Genomic DNA, 17,753 nt, shown 5'->3' with positions numbered 1-17,753 from the left:
CCCCCCCCCCCCGCCCGCCCCCCCCCCCCCCCCCCCCCGCCCCCCCAAATCGCCCCCCCCCCCCGGGAAGGGGGGCGGTCAGCCGGCGGGCCACCAGCGGGCGAAGTGGTGCACCGGGCCGTGGCCGGAGCCCACCCCGAGGGCGGCCCCGGCCTCCAACGCCTCCTGCAGGTAGTCCCGCGCCTGCTCCACCGCCGGCTCCCAGCGGCCCGGGCCACCCGCCCCGCGCGCGACGAGGGCCGCGATCGCCGAGGACAGCGTGCAGCCGGTGCCGTGCGTCGAGGTGGTGTCCACCCGGGGACGACGGGTGACGACGACGCCCTCGGCGGAGGCCAGGACGTCGACGCTCTCGGCGCCGCCCAGGTGCCCGCCCTTGAGCAGCACCGCGCCGGGTCCGAGGTCCAGCAGCGCGCGGGCCTGCTCGACCATCCCGTCGACCGAGCCGGCGGGGGGGCCGTCGAGCAGGGCCGCGGCCTCGGGGACGTTCGGGGTGATGAGGTCGGTGAGCGGCAGCAGCTCGGCGCGGATCGCGGCGACGGCCTCCGGCCCGACCAGCCGGTCTCCGCTGGTGGCCACCATGACCGGGTCGCAGACCACCGGCCCCGGACGACGCTGCGCCAGCACCGCGGCCACCTCGCCGACCACCTCCGCCGTCCCCAGCATGCCGAGCTTCGTCGCCCCCACCGGGACGTCGTCGAGCAGCGTGCGCAGCTGCTCGCCCACGAAGGCCGCCGGGACGGCGTGCACCCCGGTGACCCCGCGGGTGCTCTGCGCGGTCAGCGCGGTCAGCACCGCGGTGCCGTAGACGCCGAGCGCGCTGAAGGTCTTCAGGTCGGCCTGGACGCCGGCGCCCCCGCTGGGATCGCTGCCGGCGACGGTCAGCGCGACCGCGGTCACGCCGCGACCCCCAGCGCCGCCCGCAGATCGCGGGCCGCCGCCGCGGGATCGGCCGCCGCGCAGATCGCCGAGACGACGCAGATCCCGTCCACCCCGGTCACCGCGGCGGCGTTGGCGGCGGAGAGCCCGCCGATCGCGACCGCCCGCAGCCCCGCGCCGCGGGCCTGCGCGGCCAGCTCGGCGACGCCCGCCGGCCCCAGCCCGGTGCCGGCGTCCGGCTTGGTGGGCGTGGACCACACCGGCCCGATCCCGACGACGTCGACCGTGCCCGGGGGCAGCGCGAGCGCGACCGCCATCTCCTGCGGCGAGCCGGCCGACAGGCCCAGCAGCCGGTCCGGTCCGATGAGCGCGCGGACCTCGGCCGGCGGCAGGTCGTCCTGGCCGACGTGCACGCCGTCCGCGCCGGCCAGCAGGGCGACGTCGACCGCGTCGTTCACCCACAGGGTCACCCCCGGCGCGTCGGCGAGCGCCTCCCGGACGGCGAGGGTCAGCTGGTACAGCTCGCGGCGGGAGGCCTCCTTGTCGCGCACCTGCACCGAGGTCACGCCCCCCGCCACGGCCGCGCGGACGACGTCGGCGACGGTGCGCGGGCGCGACAGGGCGGTGTCGGTGACCAGGTAGAGGGTGGGGTCGAGGGCGGGCCTCACGAGGCGTCCCGGACGTCGGCCCGGCGCAGGTCCTCCGGGGTCACCGCGTCGAGCGCGTCCACCCAGGCCGCGGCGAAGGTGCCCGGCCCGTGGGCGACCGCGGCCGCGGCCTCGGCGGCCAGCGCCACGTGCGCGTGCGCGGCCACCGCGCCGGTCAGCCGGTCACCGGACGCGGCGACGTAGGCGGCGGTCAGCGCCCCCAGCGCGCAGCCGGCGCCCGTGGTCCGGGTGAGCAGCGGGTGGCCTCCGCCGACCCGGACGACCCGCGCCCCGTCGGTGACGACGTCGACCGGCCCGCTCACCGCGACGACCCCGCCGGTGCGCGCGGTCAGCGCGACGGCGGCCTCCAGGGCGTCGTCGGCCGTGGCGGTGGAGTCCACCCCGCGCCCACCCGAGCCGGTCCCGGCCAGCGCCATGACCTCCGAGGCGTTGCCCCGGACGACGGCCGGCCCGCCGAGCGCGAGCTCCACGGCCAGGTCCGTGCGGAACCGCAGACCGCCGACGGCGACCGGGTCGAGCACCCACGGCGTCCCGGCGGCGTCGGCGGCGCGGACGGCGACCCGCATCGCCTCGGCCGACTGGCCGTGCACCGTGCCGACGTTGACCAGCAGCGCCGAGGCCAGCGCGGCGAAGTCCCCGGCCTCCTCGGGCGCCACCACCATCGCCGGTGCGGCACCGACGGCGAGCAGCGCGTTCGCCGTCAGGGTCTGCACGACCGTGTTGGTGAGGCAGTGCACCAGGGGAGCGCCCTCGGTGAGCGCGGCACGGGCGGCCGCGAGCGCGTCGGAGTCCACGATGGCGTCCACGACGGTGACATCCCTTCGCCAGCATGACCTGGGCAGGTTCGACGGGTGTCATCTCAGCCCCGTGCGCCGGGCACCCCGTGTCACCTCGACGGTAGCAAGCTCGCGGGGCACGCGAGCCGGACACCGGCGCCGGGCGTCCGGCCGCGCCCGCCGGGTGCCGCGGTGCGGGTGCGACTGCCGCGCTGCAGCGCGGCACCGGCGGCCGTACCGCGGCACTGCCGCGCCGCGGCGGTGGCGGCGGGGCCCGGCGGGGAGGCGCCGGCGACCCCGCGGCGGTCAGCCCACCCAGGCGGCCTCGAAGAACGCGACCTCGAGCTCCATGGCGCGCCGGTAGGCCCGGGCCACGGCGGGGGAGTCCGCGGCGTACCGGTCGAGCAGCTCCTCCAGGGTCGCGGCCAGCGCCTCGAACGCGGGATCGGCGTAGGTGGTCACCCACTCGGCGTAGGGGCCGGCCTCCGCCGGGTCGCCCGCGCCGGCGAGCGACTGCCCGAGGTGGGCGTAGAGCCGCATGCACGGCGTCATCGCCGCACACGTCTCCCCCGGCCCACCGGTCGCGGCGGTGGCCAGCAGGAAGTCGGTGTACGCCGAGGTGGCCGGCGCCGGCTCGACGGTCGCCAGGTCGATCCCCCAGCGGGCGGCGTAGCCGTCGTGCAGCCGCAGCTCCTCGCGGACGCCGACGAGCAGGTCGGCGAAGGCGTCGAGACCGGCCCGGTCGGGGCTGCGGACCACCGCCATCGCGTAGCCGCGGGCGAACGCCTGCAGGAAGTACGCGTCCTGGGCCACGTAGCCGGCGAACCGCTCGCGGGGCAGCGTCCCGTCGGCCAGCCCGCGGACGAAGGGGTGCTCCAGCGCCGCGGCGGCCAGGTCGGCGGAGTCCGCCCACAGGCGGCGGGCGAGGCTCACGCGGCCTCCCCCAGCGCCATGTCCCAGAACGCCACCTCGGCGTCGAGGACGGCCAGGACGACGTCGTCCTGCCGGCCGCCGAGCCCGACGGCCGCGGCGGCGAGCCCGTCGGCCGCGGCGGCGAGCCCGTCCACGTACGCGGCGAAGCCCGGCGTCGTCCAGTGCGCCACGTACTCCGCGTACTCCGCCGCGCCGGGGGAGGCGACGGTCCAGGCGTCGAGGTAGACGCGCTCCACGGCCCACAGCGCGGTGACCGCCGCGGGGACGTCGGCGGCGTCCAGGCGGTCCAGCAGCCGGGCGTAGGACGCCGTCGCCGGCAGCCGCGGGGCGTCGAGGTCGAGCCCGCGGCCGGCGGCCAGCCCCTCGAACCAGGCCAGCTCCTCGACCAGCGCGACGGCACCGGCGGCGAGCACGGCCTGGGCCGGTCGCGGCGCCCGGGCCAGCAGCCGCGCCTGGAACCGGAGCAGGTCGGCGACGAAGTGGGCGTCCTGCGCCAGCCAGGTGTCGAAGGCGCCGGCGGGCAGGCCGCCGTCGCGCACGCCGAGCAGGAACGGGTGGCGGGTGGCGCGCTCCCAGGCCTCCGGATGGGCCCCGAGCAGGTCGGTGACGGGCACGGCAGAACACCGTACGCAGCCCGGCTACAGTGGCCGCGCACACGTGCGGGAGCTCGGGCTGACCGGGCTGAGAGGGCGGCTGATCGCGCCGCCGACCGCTGGAACCTGTCCGGGTAATGCCGGCGTAGGGAGCTGTCATGAGCAACGCAGTCCGCACGTCCCCGTCCGGGGACGCCCCCCTCACCCTGACCGAGCGGCCCGACCGCACCCTCGGCCTGCGCGACGCCCTCGGCCTCTGGGGCAATCTCGGGGTCAGCCTGCTGCTGCCGGTGGCGGCGGTGTTCGTCGTCCTGCCCGGCCGCCCGCTCGGGGAGACGCTGGGCGCCGTCGTCGTCGGCGCGATCATCGGCTCGCTGCTGCTGGGCATCGGCGCCGCGGCCGGCGCGCGGGAGGGCGTTCCGGCGATGGTGCTGCTGCGCGGCCTGCTCGGCCGGCGCACCTCCTGGCTGCCGACGGCGTTCAACCTGGTGCAGTGCGTCGGCTGGGCGACGTTCGAGATCGTGATCATCGCCGAGGCGGCGTCCCGGGTGCTCGACGCCCCGCGCTGGCCGTTCGTGCTGGCCGCCGGCCTGCTGGCCACCCTCATGGCGCTGCGCCCGCTCGGCGTCGTGCGGCTGCTGGCCCGCTACGCGGTGTGGGCGGCGCTCGCGGCCGTCGTCTACCTGTACGTCGAGGTGCTCGCCGAGGGCGTGCCGGAGCTGACCGAGGGTGCGGCGACCTCCTTCTGGACGGCGACCGACATCGTCATCGCCCTGCCGATCTCCTGGTTCGCCCTCGCCGCCGACTACACCCGCCACGTGCGCAGCGGCCGGGCGGCCTTCGCCGGCGCGAGCATCGGCTACGGCCTGGCCACCATCCTGATGTTCACCCTCGGCGTGCTGGCCCTGGCCGCCTACGGCAGCGCCGGGCTCGACGTCGTCGACGCGCTGCTGGCCGTGCCGCTGGGCGCCGTCGCCGTCCTCGTGCTGGTGACCGTGGAGCTGGACGAGGCCTTCGCCAACGTCTACTCGACCGCGGTGTCCGCGCAGAACGTCGTCGCCCGCGCCGACCGCCGGCTGCTCGTCCTCGGCGTCGGCACCACGGCCACCCTGCTCGCGCTCACCTTCGACATCGCCGCCTACGAGCCGTTCCTCTTCCTCATCGGCGCGGTCTTCGTGCCGCTGATCGGGGTCTTCGCCGTCGCCTACGCGCTCACCCCGCGCGGGGGCTGGGACACCTCGGACACCGCCCCGGCCCGGCCGGTGTTCCTGCTGCCGTGGGCGGCCGGTTTCGTCGCCTACCAGCTCACGCTGCCGACCTTCTTCACCGGCCCGGGCTCGGGGTGGACGGCGTGGTGGGCGGCGCGGCAGCAGGACCTGGGGATCGACCCGGCCAACGGCTGGTCGGCGTCGCTGATCGCCCTCGCCGTCGCCGCGGGGCTCACCGCCCTCCTGCACGCGCCGACCGCGCTGCGCCGGAGGAGGGTGGCGGGATGACAGCGGACGTGGTGGTGGCCGGCGGCGGGCTGATCGGGCTGTCCGTCGCGTGGCGGGCGGCCCAGCGCGGGCTGTCGGTGACCGTCGTCGACGACGACCCCGGCAGCGGGGCCTCGCACGCGGCCGCCGGCATGCTGGCGCCGGTCTCCGAGGCCGGCTACGGCGAGGAGCCGATCCTGCAGCTGGCCCGGGCGTCGCTGGCCCGCTACCCGGAGTTCCTCGCCGACCTCGCCCGGGCGACCGGCACCGAGGTCCCGCTGCGCACCGCCGGCACGCTCGTCGTCGGCTTCGACGACGACGACGCCCGGGTGCTCGCCGAGCTGCACGCGTTCCACGTGGAACTGGGGCTGTCGACCGACCGGCTGACCGGGCGGGAGGCGCGCCGGCGCGAGCCGTCGCTGACCCCCCGGGTGCGGGGCGGGCTGCTCGTCTCCGGCGACCTCTCCCTGGACCCCCGCGAGCTGCACCCGGTGCTCCTGGCCGCCGCCGAGGCGGCCGGGGTGCGGCTGGTCCGGTCCCGGGTGGCCGGCCTGCTGGTCGAGGACGGCCGGGCCGTCGGGATCGGCCTGGACGGCGGCGACGAGGTCCGCGCGGCGACCGTGGTGCTGGCCCTCGGCGCGCTGAGCGCCCGGCTCCCCGGCGCCCCGGCGCTGCCGGTCCGCCCGGTCAAGGGCCAGGTGCTGCGGCTGCGCGGTGCCGCGGGACTGCTGTCGGGCTCGGTGCGCGCGCTGGTCCGCGGCCGCTCGGTCTACCTGGTCCCGCACGGCGAGGACCGCCTGGTCGTGGGCGCCACCATGGAGGAGCGCGGGTTCGACGCCACCGTCACCGCCGGCGGGGTGCACGAGCTGCTGCACGACGCCATCGACGTCGTGCCCGGCGTCACCGAGCTGGAGCTGGCCGAGACGGTCGCCCGCTGGCGGCCGGGCACCCCGGACAACGCGCCGCTGCTCGGGCACTCGGGCCTGCCCGGCCTGGTCCTGGCGACCGGCCACTACCGCAACGGGGTCCTGATGACCCCCATCACCGGCGAGCTGGTGGCCGACCTGCTCGCCTCCGGCGAGACGCCCGCGCTCGCCGCGCACTTCGACATCGGCCGGTTCGGGAGGTGACCGCGTGCAGGTGACGGTGAACGGGGCGGGGACGGACGTGCCCGACGGCGCGACGGTGGCGGCGCTGGTCGCCGAGCGGGTCGGCGCGCACGACCGGGTCGCGGTGGCGCGCAACGGCGACGTGGTCCCCCGCAGTGCCTGGGCGACGACCCGGCTGGCCGCGGGGGACGCCCTCGAGGTGCTGGCCCCGACGGCAGGAGGCTGAGATGGACGACGCGCTACTCCTCGCCGGGGAGACGTTCGACTCGCGGCTGGTCCTGGGCACCGGCGGCCTGACCAGCATGGAGACCCTGGAGCGCACGGTGCGCGCCTCCGGCACGCAGATCGTGACGGTCGCGCTGCGCCGGATCGAGGCGTCGGCGGACGCGGCGATGATGCAGGTGCTGGACCGCTGCGGCGTGCGCCTGCTGCCCAACACCGCCGGCTGCCGGACCGCCCGCGAGGCGGTGCTCACCGCCCGCCTCGGCCGCGAGGCCTTCGGCACCGACTGGGTCAAGCTCGAGGTGATCGGGGACGAGCACACGCTGCTGCCCGACGCCGTGGAGCTGCTGGATGCCGCCGAGCAGCTGGTGGACGACGGCTTCCGCGTGTTCGCCTACACCACCGACGACCCGATCCTGGGCCGCCGGCTGGCCGACGCCGGGTGCGCCGCGGTCATGCCGCTGGGCTCGCCCATCGGCAGCGGGCTGGGCATCCGCAACGCGCACAGCATCGCGCTGCTGCGCGAGGCCGTCGACGTGCCCGTGGTGCTCGACGCCGGCATCGGCACGGCCTCCGACGCCGCGCTGGCCATGGAGCTGGGCTGCGACGCGGTGCTGCTCGCGTCGGCCGTGACCCGGGCCCGCGACTCCGAGCGGATGGCCCGGGCGATGCGGCACGCGGTCGAGGCGGGCCTGCTCGCGCGCGCGGCCGGCCGGATCCCCCGCCGGTGGCACGCGGAGGCCTCCACGCAGTTCGAGGGCCTGCCCGCGCTGTGACGCAACTGCCCCGGCTGCTCGTCCTGACCGACCGGGCGCAGGCGGCCGGTCCGCTGCCCGAGGTGGTGGCCGCCGCGGTCGCGGCCGGCGCGCGGGCGGTCGTGCTGCGGGAGAAGGACCTGCCGCTGGCCGAGCGCGCCGCGCTGGCCGACGAGCTCGCCGCGGTCCTCGCGCCGGTCGGCGGGCTGCTGGTCTGGGCGGGGCTCGCCGGCTCGGCCGGGCGGACGGCGGTGCACCTGGCCGCGGCCGATCCGTTCCCCGACCCGCGGCCGGCGCTCGTCGGGCGGTCCTGCCACGACGCGGCCGAGGTGGCCCGGGCGGCGGCGGAGGGCTGTGACTGGGTGTTCGTGTCCCCGGTGTTCGCGACGTCGTCCAAGCCCGGGTACGGCCCGGCGCTGGGGCCGGCCGGACTGGCCCGGCTGGCGGCCGGAGCACCACCGGTGTTCGCCCTGGGCGGCGTGGCGCCGGAGGACGCCGCCGGCTGCCTGCGGGCGGGCGCCGCCGGGGTCGCCGTCATGGGGCCGGTCATGCGCGACCCGGCCCGCGCAGGGTCCTACCTCCACGCCCTGGCCCCCGTTCCGGTGATGCGGGTCACCCGGGGGTTTGATCGGGGCTCCTGCGGCGCATACGCGAGTGTTCGGTCCAGAGGCGTGGCCGGGCCAGGATGCGAGGTAGCACGGGCGTGACACGTGAGTCGGCGGGGCCGATCTGGCCCTCGGCGACCCCGCCCGCCGCCTCCGGCGGGGTCGCGTGGGAGCTCACCGAGGTGGCCCAGCTCCCGCGGGTGCGCGCCGAGCTGCGCGCCCACCTGGGCCCCGCCGACCCGGAGCTGCGCGACCGCCTGGTGCTGGCGCTCGACGAGATGGCGTCCAACGCCCTGCGGCACGGCGCGGGCGGAGCGCGGGCGGCGGTGCGCCGCACCGAGTCCGCGTGGCTGCTCGAGGTGTCCGACACCGCCGCGGACCGGCCGCCGTCGCCGGCCGTCGGACGCGACCCCAGCCACGGCGGCCTCGGGCTCTACCTGATCGCCGAGCTCGCCAGCGCCCACGGCTGGTACGTCCAGGACGGCGCCAAGCACGTGTGGGCGGTCCTCCCGGCCTCGGTCACGCCCCCGGCCTGAGTAGCGCTCCCGGGATGGGTCACGCCCCCGGGACGGGCGGCACGTGGGGCGCGCCGGCCTCGGCCGGGCGCGGCCGGTCCTCGAGGTGCAGCCGGACGGCGACCAGCGCGACGTCGTCGGCCACCCCGTGCGGGCGCAGCCGGGCGAGCAGGCCGTCGCACAGCTCCGCCAGCGGCCGGTCGGCGAGGTCGGCCAGCGCCTCCCGCAGCGCGGCGATGCCCTCGTCGAGCCCCTGGTCGCGGGCCTCGACGAGCCCGTCGGTGTAGAGCAGGACGGTCGCCGGCCGGTCGAAGGTCACCGCGGTGTCGGTGCGCCGGGCGCCGGGGTCGACGCCGAGCATCAGCTCCGCCCGCGGCCCGGAGAGCTCCTCCACCCGGCCGTCCCCGTGCAGCAGCAGCGGCGGCGGGTGACCGGCGTTGGACCAGCGCAGCGTCGTCGTCCCGGCGGCCCGCTGCTCGGGACTCTGCTCGATCCGGGCCACGATCGCCGTCGCCATCGTGTCCATCTCGAGCCCGTGCACGGCGGTGTCCAGGTCGGCGAGCACGGTGGCCGGGGTGGCCCCCTCGCGGAACGCGATCCCGCGCACCAGGCCGCGCAGCTGGCCCATGGCGGCGGCCGCGGCGATGTCGTGGCCGACGACGTCCCCGATCACCAGCATCGTCGCCCCGCCGGGCTGCAGGAACGCGTCGTACCAGTCGCCGCCGACCTGCGCGGCCTCGACGGCGGGCAGGTACCGGACGACGACCTCGGCGTGGTCGGGGCGCGGCGGCGCGGTGAGCATGCTGCGCTGCAGCTCCTCGGCCAGCCGCCGCTGCTGGTCGTGCAGCCGGGCGTTGTCCAGGGCGAGGGCGACGCGCTCGGCGACCTCCCGGGCGGCGGCCACGTCGTCGTCGCCGGCGGGTCGCCGGCCGGCCGAGCGGTACAGGCTGAGCGCCCCCAGGGTCCGCCCGCGGGCGGTCATGGGGAGGGTCAGCGCGGTGCGGGGCGCCAGCCGGTCGAAGACCTCGACGACCTCCCCGGGCGGCAAGGTCGGGCGGATCGCGGCTGCCACGTCGTCGACGGTGAGCGCCTGGCCGGACCCGAGCGCCTGCAGCACCGGGGCGTCGTCCTGCACGGAGCTCAGCCGCAGCTCGGCGTAGCGGGCCGTCGTCGCGCGCAGGGCGGGGTCGGTGTGCCAGCTGGCGACGTCGTGCAGGCGGCCGTCCTCGTCGATGAGCGTGGCGATGGCCCAGTCGGCGAACACCGGGACGACGGCCTCGGTCACCTGCTGCAGCGCCGTGCGCTCGTCTCGGCCGCGACCCAGCTGCTCCACCATCGCCACGCTGATCTCGGCCAGGGCGCGCAGCCGGCCGGCGGCCTCGCGGGCCATGTCCTCGGCGCGGCGGCGCTCGGTGACGTCGAGGAAGTACACCGACAGTCCGTCGGGGGTGGGCCACGCCCGCACCTCGTACCAGGCGTCGAGCGGCTCGGGGTAGTACGCCTCGAAGACCCGCTCCTGCCCGGTGGCCACCGCGGCGCGGTAGTGGGTCTCGAAGTCGCTGCCGACCGCGTGCGGGAACAGCTCCCACACGTTCCCGCCGACCAGCTCGCCGCGGGGGCGGTCCAGGACCTGCTCGGCCCGGCGGTTGACGTAGGAGAACCGCCAGTCGCGGTCGAGGGAGAAGAAGGCCTCGTTCATGGCCTCGAGGACCCGGGCCACGTGCAGGTCCGCGGCCCGGGCGCTGGTGGTGTCGTAGGCGGCGCCGAGCAGCCGTACGGGGGTGCCGACCTCGTCGCACAGCGCCCGCCCGCGACCGCGGACCCAGCGCGTCTCGCCCGAGGGGAGGACCACCCGGAACTCCGCGTCGTACGCGCCGCAGGCCTCGATGGCGTGCTCGAGAGCGGCGGCGGTGGCCTCGACGTCGTCGGGGTGCAGCCGGACCGTGAAGGCCTCGATGCTCTCGTCCCACTCCTCGCGGGCGTAGCCGAACATCTCCAGCAGCCGGTCGTCCCAGTCGAGCCGGCCGGTGAGGAGGTCCCAGTCGAAGCTGCCGATGCCGGCGGCCTCGACCGCCAGTTCGAGCCGCAGGGCCTGCGCTTCGTCGACGGCCGCCGGCGGGCCGACCCCGGGGGCGGGTCGCGGCGGGAGCCGTCTCACCGCGATGTGCCCTGCCCGTTCATCGCGTCCTTTCTCCCACAGCGCGTGGCACCGGGCCAACTCGTGTGGGCGAGCACACCGTTTCGCCCGCGGGACACAGGGCGGCGGGCGCCGCCCGGAGGTCCCGGTCGCCGCTGCTGACGACCGGGACCCCGGGCGGGCGCCCGCCGGGATGCGGGTGCGGACGGCGCTGCCGTCCGCGGCCGGTGGCCTGCCCGCCGCCTGCGGTCCCGCGGGCCCGGACGACCGGTGATCGGTGACCGGTCTGCGGCGGCTCCGCGCGTCCCGGCGGGCCGGACCGGCGCCCGTGCGGCCAGGCAGTGCCGGTCAGATACCCGTTCACGGGTACCGGTACGGCCTGTCGTCCACCGCGCGGACGGTTCTCGCGGCGCCCCGGGGGACTGCGCCGCCGGCCGTCGGCGCCTCCCTGGTGGGCCCGCGCGCCGCTGCTCGGGGCAGGGCCGGCGGGGGGTCGAGGCGCGTACGTGCTGCGGTGCTGTCTGCGGGGCGGTGCGGGAGGTGCACCGTCGGCGGTGGGCCGGGGGCGCCTGGCGTGCGGCCAGGGGGAGGCGGGGAGTCGGCGACCCGGGTCACCGGTCGGGCCGCGGGGTGCGGCCGGTCGCGGTGGGTGCGGAGCCTGGGGACGGCGGCCGGGATCGGCCGGGGTGGTGCTGCCGGGAGCCGGTCAGGGCGGCGATCCCCTGATCCGGCAGGCGGCCGGGTCGCCGCGCGTCCGGGCCCGGCCGGGGCTCCGGAGGTCCCGGGGCGGCCAGCCGGACGGCGCGGGCAGTGCTGGGCAGGGCTGCGGGCGGGCGGTGGCCGGGGAGGTCGGCCAGCCCGTCGCTCCCGTCGCCCGGGGCTGCGCCGCCCGGGGGGGCCGGGCCGGGGCCCGGAGGGGGACACCGGCCGCCCGGGGGCGGGGGGCCGGGAGGAGCGCCGCGGCGGGGGAAGGCGCCGCGGGCCGGTTCGGGAGGGCGCTGGGCAGCGCGGTCAGCCGCACCGCCGTCGGAGCGGGCGGGAGCACCGGCAGCCGGGCGGAGAACACCCGCGGCTGGGGCGGGACGTTCCAGGCCAGGTGCGCGCCGGTCGGGCCGGCGCCCCAGAGGGCCAGGCGGCGGACGCCGCGCCGCAGCCGGCCGCGCAGGCCGGGCCGGGGAGGAGACGCGACGGGTTCGGCGGCTCCGGCGGACGAGGCGGGCGCGGCGGGGGCGGGCCGGTTCCAGGCGAGGTGGGCGCCGTCCGGGCCGGCGCCCCACAGGGCCAGCCGGCGGACGAGCCCCGGCTGCCGCCGCGGCGGGATCGCGGGGCACTCCTCCGCCGGCCGCCACATCACCGGGGCGGGGGGAGCCGGCCGCGGGGCCGCGAGCGGCGCCGCCGCGGGGCGGGCGCGGGGCGGGAGCACCGGCCGGGCCGCCGGCAGCGCCGGGCGGCGGGCCGACCCGCGCCGGACCGCCCGTCGGGGGCGCGGCCGGCCGGCCGGCGGGAGCGCCTCGGCGCGCTCGAGCACCGCCAGCAGGCCGGTCAGCCCGGTGTCGCCGGAGGACGGCGACGAGGACCGGGGGGTCGCTCCGTTCACCATGCCGTCCTCCTGAAGTAGAGCCCGCAGCCAGGGGGGAAGGTGCTGCGGACAGGGAGAACCGTAGGCAGCGGGACCGGTCCGGACGGCTCCCCGGGACACCTCCCGGAGGGCGCGTGACCGAACCGTTGCGACCGGCCCCCGCCGGGCTCGCCGACCCGTCGCCCGCGCCGGGCGCTTGTCGACAAGCCGCGCCTCCCCGAGCGTGGGAGCGCCCGGCCGGGGCGTCGGTCACCCCGGGACGCGCCCCGCCGCGCCCGGCGTGTCGCCCGGCGGCGGCGGGCGCGAGGATGGGCCGGTGCCCACCCCCCTGGTGATCGACACCGACCCCGGCATCGACGACGCGCTGGCCGTCCTGCTGGCGCTGGCCAGCCCGGAGGTCGACCTGCGCCTGGTCACCACCGTGCACGGCAACGTGGACCTCGCGCAGACCACGGAGAACGCGCTGCGGGTGCTGCACCTGGCCGGGCGCTCCGACGTCCCGGTGGCCGCCGGCGCCCGCGCCCCGCTGGTGCACCCGCTCGCCGAGCGGGCCGGACACGTGCACGGCGCCGCCGGGCTGGGTGGCGTGGAGCTGCCGCCCTCGCCCGCCGCGGTCGATCCGCGACCGGCGGTGACCGCGCTGGCCGACCTGCTGACGGCGTCGGAGGAGCCGGTCACGGTCTGCGCCATCGGGCCGCTCACCAACGTGGCGCTCCTGCTCGGGGTGCACCCGGAGGCGGCGGAGCGGATCGGCCGGCTCGTCGTCATGGGCGGCTCGGCCGGCGCCGGGGGCAACGTCACCGCGGCCGCGGAGTTCAACGCCTGGGCCGATCCCGAGGCCGCCCAGGCGGTGGTCGCCTCGGCGATACCGACGGTGCTGGTCGGCCTGGACGTCACCCTGCCCACCGTGCTCGGCGAGGACGGCGTGGCCCGGTTCGCCGCCGCCGGCCCGGTGGGCGAGACGGCGGCGGCGATCCTGCGGCAGTACATGGACGTCGCCCGGGACCGCTACGGGGTGGACGGCGTGGTGGTGCACGACGCGCTGGCGGTGACCGAGGCCGTCGTCCCGGGCACGCTGCGGACGGTGCCGCGCGACGTCGTCGTCGACACGGGGCTGGGGCCGTCGCGCGGGCAGACCCTGGTCGACCGCCGCGCCCCCTCCGGCTCCCCCACCGCCGTCCACGTGGCCGAGGGGGTAGACAGCCCCGCGGCGGTGGAGTTCCTCGTCTCGCGGCTGGCCGCTCTGGCGGCCCGGCTCAGCTAGCGGGCTGCGGGCCCCTGCGTGGAGGCCACCACGCCGACGGCGACGTCGCGCAGCTTGCGGTTGGCCCGCTGGGACGCCGCGCGCAGGATCTCGAAGGCCTGCTCGGCGTCGATCCCCTGCTGGGCCATCAGCACGCCCTTGGCCTGCTCGATGACCGCGCGGGACTCCATCGCGATGCGCATGTTCCGGGCCTGCTCGCCCAGCTGGTGGTGGGCCTCGGCGTTGGCCACGGCCACCGCGATCGCCTCGGCCACGTCGGTGCCGGCCCGCAGCGACTCCGGGGAGGCGAACGCCGAGGGCTGCGTCGAGTAGACGTTGAGGGCGCCGATCACCCCGCCCTGGTAGGGCAGCGGCACCGACATCGAGGACCGGACGCCGAGCTCGACCACCCGGGCCACGTAGTCCGGCCAGCGCTCCTCGGTGCGCATGTCGTCGACGCGCAGCAGCACGGCACCGCGGCCGGCGTCGAGGCAGGGGCCCTTGCCCTCGGCGTACTGGAGCTCGTCGGCGTCGAGCGCCATCCGCCCCGAGAAGGCGGCGGTGTACCCCTTGTCGCCCCGCACGAGGGTGATCGAGACCGCCTCGGCCCCCGGGATGCCACCGGCGGCCAGCGAGGTGATCTCCTCGAGGATCTCCGGGAGGGCGCGGTCCCCGAGGACGACCCGGCTGAGGTCGCGCAGCAGCTGGTCCACATGGTCATCGTGCCCCACGTCCGGCCCTCGGGGGCCGGCCTTCCCGTCCCGCCGCTGCGGGACGGCGGGGTGTCGGTCAGGATGGGGTCGGCCGGTGCCGGTGCCGGCGCCCGGCGGAGCGGACGCGAGGGGGCCCGATGGACCAGCAGGCGTGGCCGCGGTCGCCCGTGCCCTCGGTGTCCGGCGACGTCTGGCACTGGCAGCTGGAGGCCATGCAGGTCGTCTCCCGCGTGCGCTCGGACCTGCGGGCGCGCGTCGCCCACCCGTCGGTGTCGACCACCTCGACCGAGGACGCGCGCGACGGCCTGCTGCTCGTCTTCGAGGAGCTGGCCTCCAACGCGCTGCGGCACGGCGGCGGCGCCGTCCGCGCGCTGGTGGTCGCCAACGACGAGGGCTGGCTGCTGGACCTGAGCGACGAGGCGCCCGACCGCCCGCCGGTGCCCGCGGTCGACCGCGACCCCTCGCTGGGCGGCATGGGCCTGCACCTGGTCGCGCAGCTGTCGGTGGACTACGGCTGGGAGTGCCGCCCCGGCCGCAAGCACGTGTGGGCCCGGCTCCCCTCCGGCCTGCGCACCGTGGAGGCCGGCCGGGACCGCGTGCCCGAGCCCCGCACCCCCCGCCTGCCTGGGTTCTGACGCAGGTAGGCGTTCACCATTCCTGCGGGCAACGGCAATCCCGCATGTTGTAGAAGGAGGGCGCGGGGGGAACCACGAAGCCTCAGACGCTTGACAGCATTCAACCTGGCACCCTTGAGTTGAGATAGTCTAAATCAAGCACGCCGGTTCGATTAGTCACGATGTTTTCTCGCAGTTTCAATCCGGACGCATCTGGAGAACCGATACCGCCCTTCGCCTCCCAACAACTGATCACACCGCTGCCAGGTCGGCGACCGCAACGAAGAGCATCCCCGGAAAGAGTAAGGGATGGGGCGTGCCATTGATCGTGGACACGTCCTCTGAGTGAGAGGCTGCGTCCATGCCCGAGCAGCGGAGGAGTTCAGCCCGCAGTGCAAGGCTGAAGCCGCTTGAGCCCAAGCAATGCACGTCGGCCGAATTCCTGAATATCAGCGAGGAATGACATCCGACGCAGCCCCGAGCGGACCGACGTGCGCTGGGGCAACGCCGCCGCCGAAGGGTCTTTGCCGCCCCAAGAGAACGAACTGTACAACCCTCAATCCCTAGCCACCGAGCCTGGGCGCGATTCGCCGTCGCCGAGAACATCGACTTCTTCTACTACCGCCGACGCCTGCATTCGACGCTCGGCAACCGCACCCCGTTCGAAGCGCTCAGCCCCTTACCTACCGCCGCACCCGCTGCGCATACAACCCCGAGGACCTTTCCAAAGCTCGACAGAGTCCACCTTCATGATCCAGCCCGGACCTTCTGTGGTCATGATCATGAAAGGTCCGGGCTGGCGCCCCCTGCCCTTATAGGTGGAGCGTCCATCATCGCAACACGGGCTCGCAATAGTTCGTTAGCGCAAGTTAAGAGTTGTTGCGACGCTTCCTACGCTCGCGCCGAATCAATGTCCACTCGGCCGCCACAGCGATAGCTGAGCCAATAAGTATCTGAACGGCGGCTCGCACCCAATCGACCGACTCGGCGCTGATCTCGTTGCCTATTGTGCCGGCCACAGTGCAGAGTAAGATGAATCCTCCGAGCCATGGAGTTCTCATGACCCACCTACCTCCCAATCAGATTCCCGGGAATGCACTCAAGGCGCCTCCGATGCAGGAGCCAATCGCATCACCTTCAGTTGGGGATTCATCCTTCAGAATCGCCGTTAGATTGTCTCCGACGAAGCCCCCGATGCAGGAACCAACCGTGTAGCCGACAATTCCTCCCCGCACCCCGCCAAGACGGACACCAGCGAGAGTGAAGACGACGGTTGTGGTTCCGCCCGCAAGATCGCCCCAGAAGTCTTCCCAGCTGTACATTCCAGTCGGGTCGACTCGGTTGATTGGGTTACTTCCAGCGTACTCATAGCGATTACCACGCCCCGGGTCGCCAAGTACCTCCACGCTGTCTTGTTGGGTCCAGCGGCCGGTGGTGGGGTCGTACCAGCGCTTGCCGAAGTGGATGAGGGTGCTGGTGGGGTCGTCGAAGCCGCCGGCGTAGCCGTAGATCTGGTACTGGATGGCGGCGCTGCCGCCGATGGGGGTGGCGGTGGTGCGGCCGTAGGGGTCGTAGGTGTAGGCGCCGGTCTGGGCGCCGTTGTGGTTGATCAGGGCGGTCGGTGAGCCGAGGCCGTCCATGGCCAGATAGTGGGCGTTTCCGCCCAGCCATGCCAGCGGGGTGCCTTGGGGGTCGTAGAGGTAGGAGTAGGTGGTGCCGCCGTGGGTGAAGGACTCGATGATCGGCAGGCCGTTGCCGTCGGTGCGGCCGTAGGCGTAGGCGCGGCCGTCTCGGGAGATGGCGGTGAGTTCGACTTGGTCGGTGCCGGCGTAGGTGTAGTCGACGTTGACTGGGGCGCTGCCGGTGGTGGTGCGGTTGGTCATCTGCTCGGCGCCGTTGTAGGTGACGGTGGCGGCGAGGCTGGGGGCGGCGGTGGCGTTTCCGGAGGCGTCGTAGCTGTAGCCGCCGGTGGTGATCTGGTCGGCGTTGTTGAACGCCAGGGACTGCACGACGGTGCCATTGAGCGTGGTGGAGGTGCGGTCGCCGTTGGTGTTGTACGTGTAGACCCACGTGTCGCCGCCGGGGGTGGTGGCGGAGGTGAGCCGGTTGGCAGGGTCGTAGCAGTAGGTGGTGGTCCGTGCGGTGAGGTGGTCGGTCTGCCGCCACCGCAGCGAGGTGTCGGTGTCCACGGGCGGGGCGCCGGGGCAGACGGCCGGGCCGGGTGAGGCGTAGGAGTAGGAGATGTCGCTGACCCGGGTGGCGTCGTTGCTGGCCCGGGCGGTCCAGGTGCGGGTGATGCGGCTGGCGGCGTCGTAGTCGGTGTGGGTGTGGGCGGCCCAGGTGGTGGCGTCGTAGCCGACCGGGACGACGTGGAACCAGGTGTCGGTGCGCCGGCCGGTGTCGTCGTGGGCGAAGTCGACGCGGCGCCCGTCGGGTCCGGTCAGGGTGGTGACCAGGTTGCGGGTGTCGTAGCTGTAGGTGGTGGTGCCGGCGGCGTTGGTCGCCGACGCGAGGTTGCCGGTGCGGTCGTAGCTGTAGGCGGGGTCGGCGCCGGTGGGGTTGTTGCGGGCGGTGAGCCTGCCGAGGGGGTCGTAGGCGTAGGCGGTGGTGCCGGTGGCGTCGGTGCGGGTGGCGATCCGCCCGGCGGTGTCGTAGGTGTAGGACACGTCGGGGGTGGTGTCGGAGTAGTCCACCTGCGTGATGCGGTCCAGGGTGTCGTAGCTGTAGGTCTCGGTGACCCCGCGCCCGGAGGTGTAGGTGGCGATGCGGCCGAACCCGTCGTAGCTGTAGGTCCGCTGCCCCAGGGTGTTACCGGTCGCGGGGGTGATCGAGGTCAGCTGGCTGTGGTTCCCCCGAGATCGTGGAGGGCTTCCCTATGCCGCTGCTCGGTCGAGCGCGGTCGTCTCGTAGGTGATTGGTGACAGGTTCCCGGCGGCACTG

17 protein-coding genes and 2 riboswitches are annotated in these 17,753 nt (G+C 76.0%); of the genes, 8 read left to right on the top strand and 9 right to left on the bottom strand.

The window, feature by feature from the left end:
- Window positions 1-78: 78 nt before the first annotated feature.
- From thiD to ACK586_RS23565, 5 genes are all read right to left on the bottom strand, one after another.
- Window positions 79-897 (bottom strand): bifunctional hydroxymethylpyrimidine kinase/phosphomethylpyrimidine kinase, encoded by an 819-nt coding sequence (gene thiD, locus ACK586_RS23585; RefSeq protein WP_409332963.1) that lies wholly within the window; start codon window positions 895-897, stop codon window positions 79-81.
- Window positions 894-1,544 (bottom strand): thiamine phosphate synthase, encoded by a 651-nt coding sequence (gene thiE, locus ACK586_RS23580; protein WP_409332962.1) that lies wholly within the window; start codon window positions 1,542-1,544, stop codon window positions 894-896. Before thiE ends, thiD begins: the two co-directional genes overlap by 4 nt.
- Window positions 1,541-2,350, bottom strand: a complete 810-nt coding sequence (gene thiM, locus ACK586_RS23575) for a hydroxyethylthiazole kinase (RefSeq protein ID WP_409332961.1) — start codon at window positions 2,348-2,350, stop codon at window positions 1,541-1,543. Before thiM ends, thiE begins: the two co-directional genes overlap by 4 nt.
- Window positions 2,344-2,438: riboswitch (TPP riboswitch) on the bottom strand. (Overlaps the previous gene by 7 nt.)
- Before the next feature lie 188 nt (window positions 2,439-2,626).
- A complete protein-coding gene (locus ACK586_RS23570; protein WP_409332960.1) occupies window positions 2,627-3,253 on the bottom strand; it encodes a TenA family protein in 627 nt (208 codons plus the stop codon).
- Entirely contained in the window at window positions 3,250-3,867 is a 618-nt protein-coding gene (locus tag ACK586_RS23565) for a TenA family protein (RefSeq protein ID WP_409332959.1), read from the bottom strand. Before ACK586_RS23565 ends, ACK586_RS23570 begins: the two co-directional genes overlap by 4 nt.
- Before the next feature lie 35 nt (window positions 3,868-3,902).
- Window positions 3,903-4,016: riboswitch (TPP riboswitch) on the top strand.
- Here ACK586_RS23565 and ACK586_RS23560 point away from each other — a divergent pair.
- From ACK586_RS23560 to ACK586_RS23535, 6 genes are all read left to right on the top strand, one after another.
- On the top strand, window positions 4,005-5,342 hold the full coding sequence (locus tag ACK586_RS23560) for a purine-cytosine permease family protein (protein WP_409332958.1): 1,338 nt from the start codon (window positions 4,005-4,007) through the stop codon (window positions 5,340-5,342). It overlaps the preceding riboswitch by 12 nt.
- The gene (thiO, locus tag ACK586_RS23555; RefSeq protein WP_409332957.1) at window positions 5,339-6,451 is read left to right on the top strand and encodes a glycine oxidase ThiO; all 1,113 of its coding nucleotides are present in this window, start codon (window positions 5,339-5,341) and stop codon (window positions 6,449-6,451) included. Before ACK586_RS23560 ends, thiO begins: the two co-directional genes overlap by 4 nt.
- A gap of 4 nt (window positions 6,452-6,455) precedes the next feature.
- Window positions 6,456-6,656, top strand: coding sequence for a sulfur carrier protein ThiS (gene thiS, locus ACK586_RS23550; RefSeq protein WP_409332956.1), 201 nt, complete (start codon window positions 6,456-6,458; stop codon window positions 6,654-6,656).
- 1 nt (window position 6,657) lies between these two features.
- Window positions 6,658-7,428, top strand: coding sequence for a thiazole synthase (locus ACK586_RS23545; protein ID WP_409332955.1), 771 nt, complete (start codon window positions 6,658-6,660; stop codon window positions 7,426-7,428).
- Window positions 7,425-8,114 (top strand): thiamine phosphate synthase, encoded by a 690-nt coding sequence (locus tag ACK586_RS23540; protein WP_409332954.1) that lies wholly within the window; start codon window positions 7,425-7,427, stop codon window positions 8,112-8,114. The genes ACK586_RS23545 and ACK586_RS23540 overlap by 4 nt, the downstream gene beginning before the upstream one ends.
- Complete coding sequence (locus ACK586_RS23535) at window positions 8,111-8,548, top strand: ATP-binding protein (RefSeq protein WP_409332953.1); 438 nt, start codon at window positions 8,111-8,113, stop codon at window positions 8,546-8,548. The genes ACK586_RS23540 and ACK586_RS23535 overlap by 4 nt, the downstream gene beginning before the upstream one ends.
- A 19-nt stretch (window positions 8,549-8,567) precedes the next feature.
- Here ACK586_RS23535 and ACK586_RS23530 read toward each other — a convergent pair whose 3' ends face one another.
- On the bottom strand, window positions 8,568-10,685 hold the full coding sequence (locus tag ACK586_RS23530) for a SpoIIE family protein phosphatase (protein WP_409332952.1): 2,118 nt from the start codon (window positions 10,683-10,685) through the stop codon (window positions 8,568-8,570).
- Window positions 10,686-11,370: 685 nt separating this feature from the next.
- Window positions 11,371-12,264 (bottom strand): hypothetical protein, encoded by an 894-nt coding sequence (locus tag ACK586_RS23525; RefSeq protein WP_409332951.1) that lies wholly within the window; start codon window positions 12,262-12,264, stop codon window positions 11,371-11,373.
- A 295-nt stretch (window positions 12,265-12,559) separates the two neighbouring features.
- On the opposite strand from ACK586_RS23525, the gene ACK586_RS23520 reads away from it, so the two are divergent.
- A complete protein-coding gene (locus ACK586_RS23520; RefSeq protein WP_409332950.1) occupies window positions 12,560-13,507 on the top strand; it encodes a nucleoside hydrolase in 948 nt (315 codons plus the stop codon).
- On the opposite strand, the gene ACK586_RS23515 is transcribed toward ACK586_RS23520, so the two are convergent.
- A complete protein-coding gene (locus ACK586_RS23515; RefSeq protein ID WP_409332949.1) occupies window positions 13,504-14,199 on the bottom strand; it encodes an ANTAR domain-containing protein in 696 nt (231 codons plus the stop codon). The genes ACK586_RS23520 and ACK586_RS23515 overlap by 4 nt on opposite strands.
- Window positions 14,200-14,336: 137 nt before the next feature.
- On the opposite strand from ACK586_RS23515, the gene ACK586_RS23510 reads away from it, so the two are divergent.
- Window positions 14,337-14,834, top strand: a complete 498-nt coding sequence (locus ACK586_RS23510; protein ID WP_409332948.1) for an ATP-binding protein — start codon at window positions 14,337-14,339, stop codon at window positions 14,832-14,834.
- Between the two features lie 1,058 nt (window positions 14,835-15,892).
- Here ACK586_RS23510 and ACK586_RS23505 read toward each other — a convergent pair.
- The gene (locus ACK586_RS23505) at window positions 15,893-17,506 is read right to left on the bottom strand and encodes an RHS repeat domain-containing protein (protein ID WP_409332947.1); all 1,614 of its coding nucleotides are present in this window, start codon (window positions 17,504-17,506) and stop codon (window positions 15,893-15,895) included.
- Window positions 17,507-17,753: the final 247 nt, after the last annotated feature.

Source organism: Trujillonella humicola (assembly GCF_046233715.1).
GTDB lineage: Bacteria > Actinomycetota > Actinomycetes > Mycobacteriales > Geodermatophilaceae > Trujillonella > Trujillonella humicola.
Note: the sequence above shows the minus strand (reverse complement) of the source record. Positions and strands in the feature narration are given on the sequence as shown.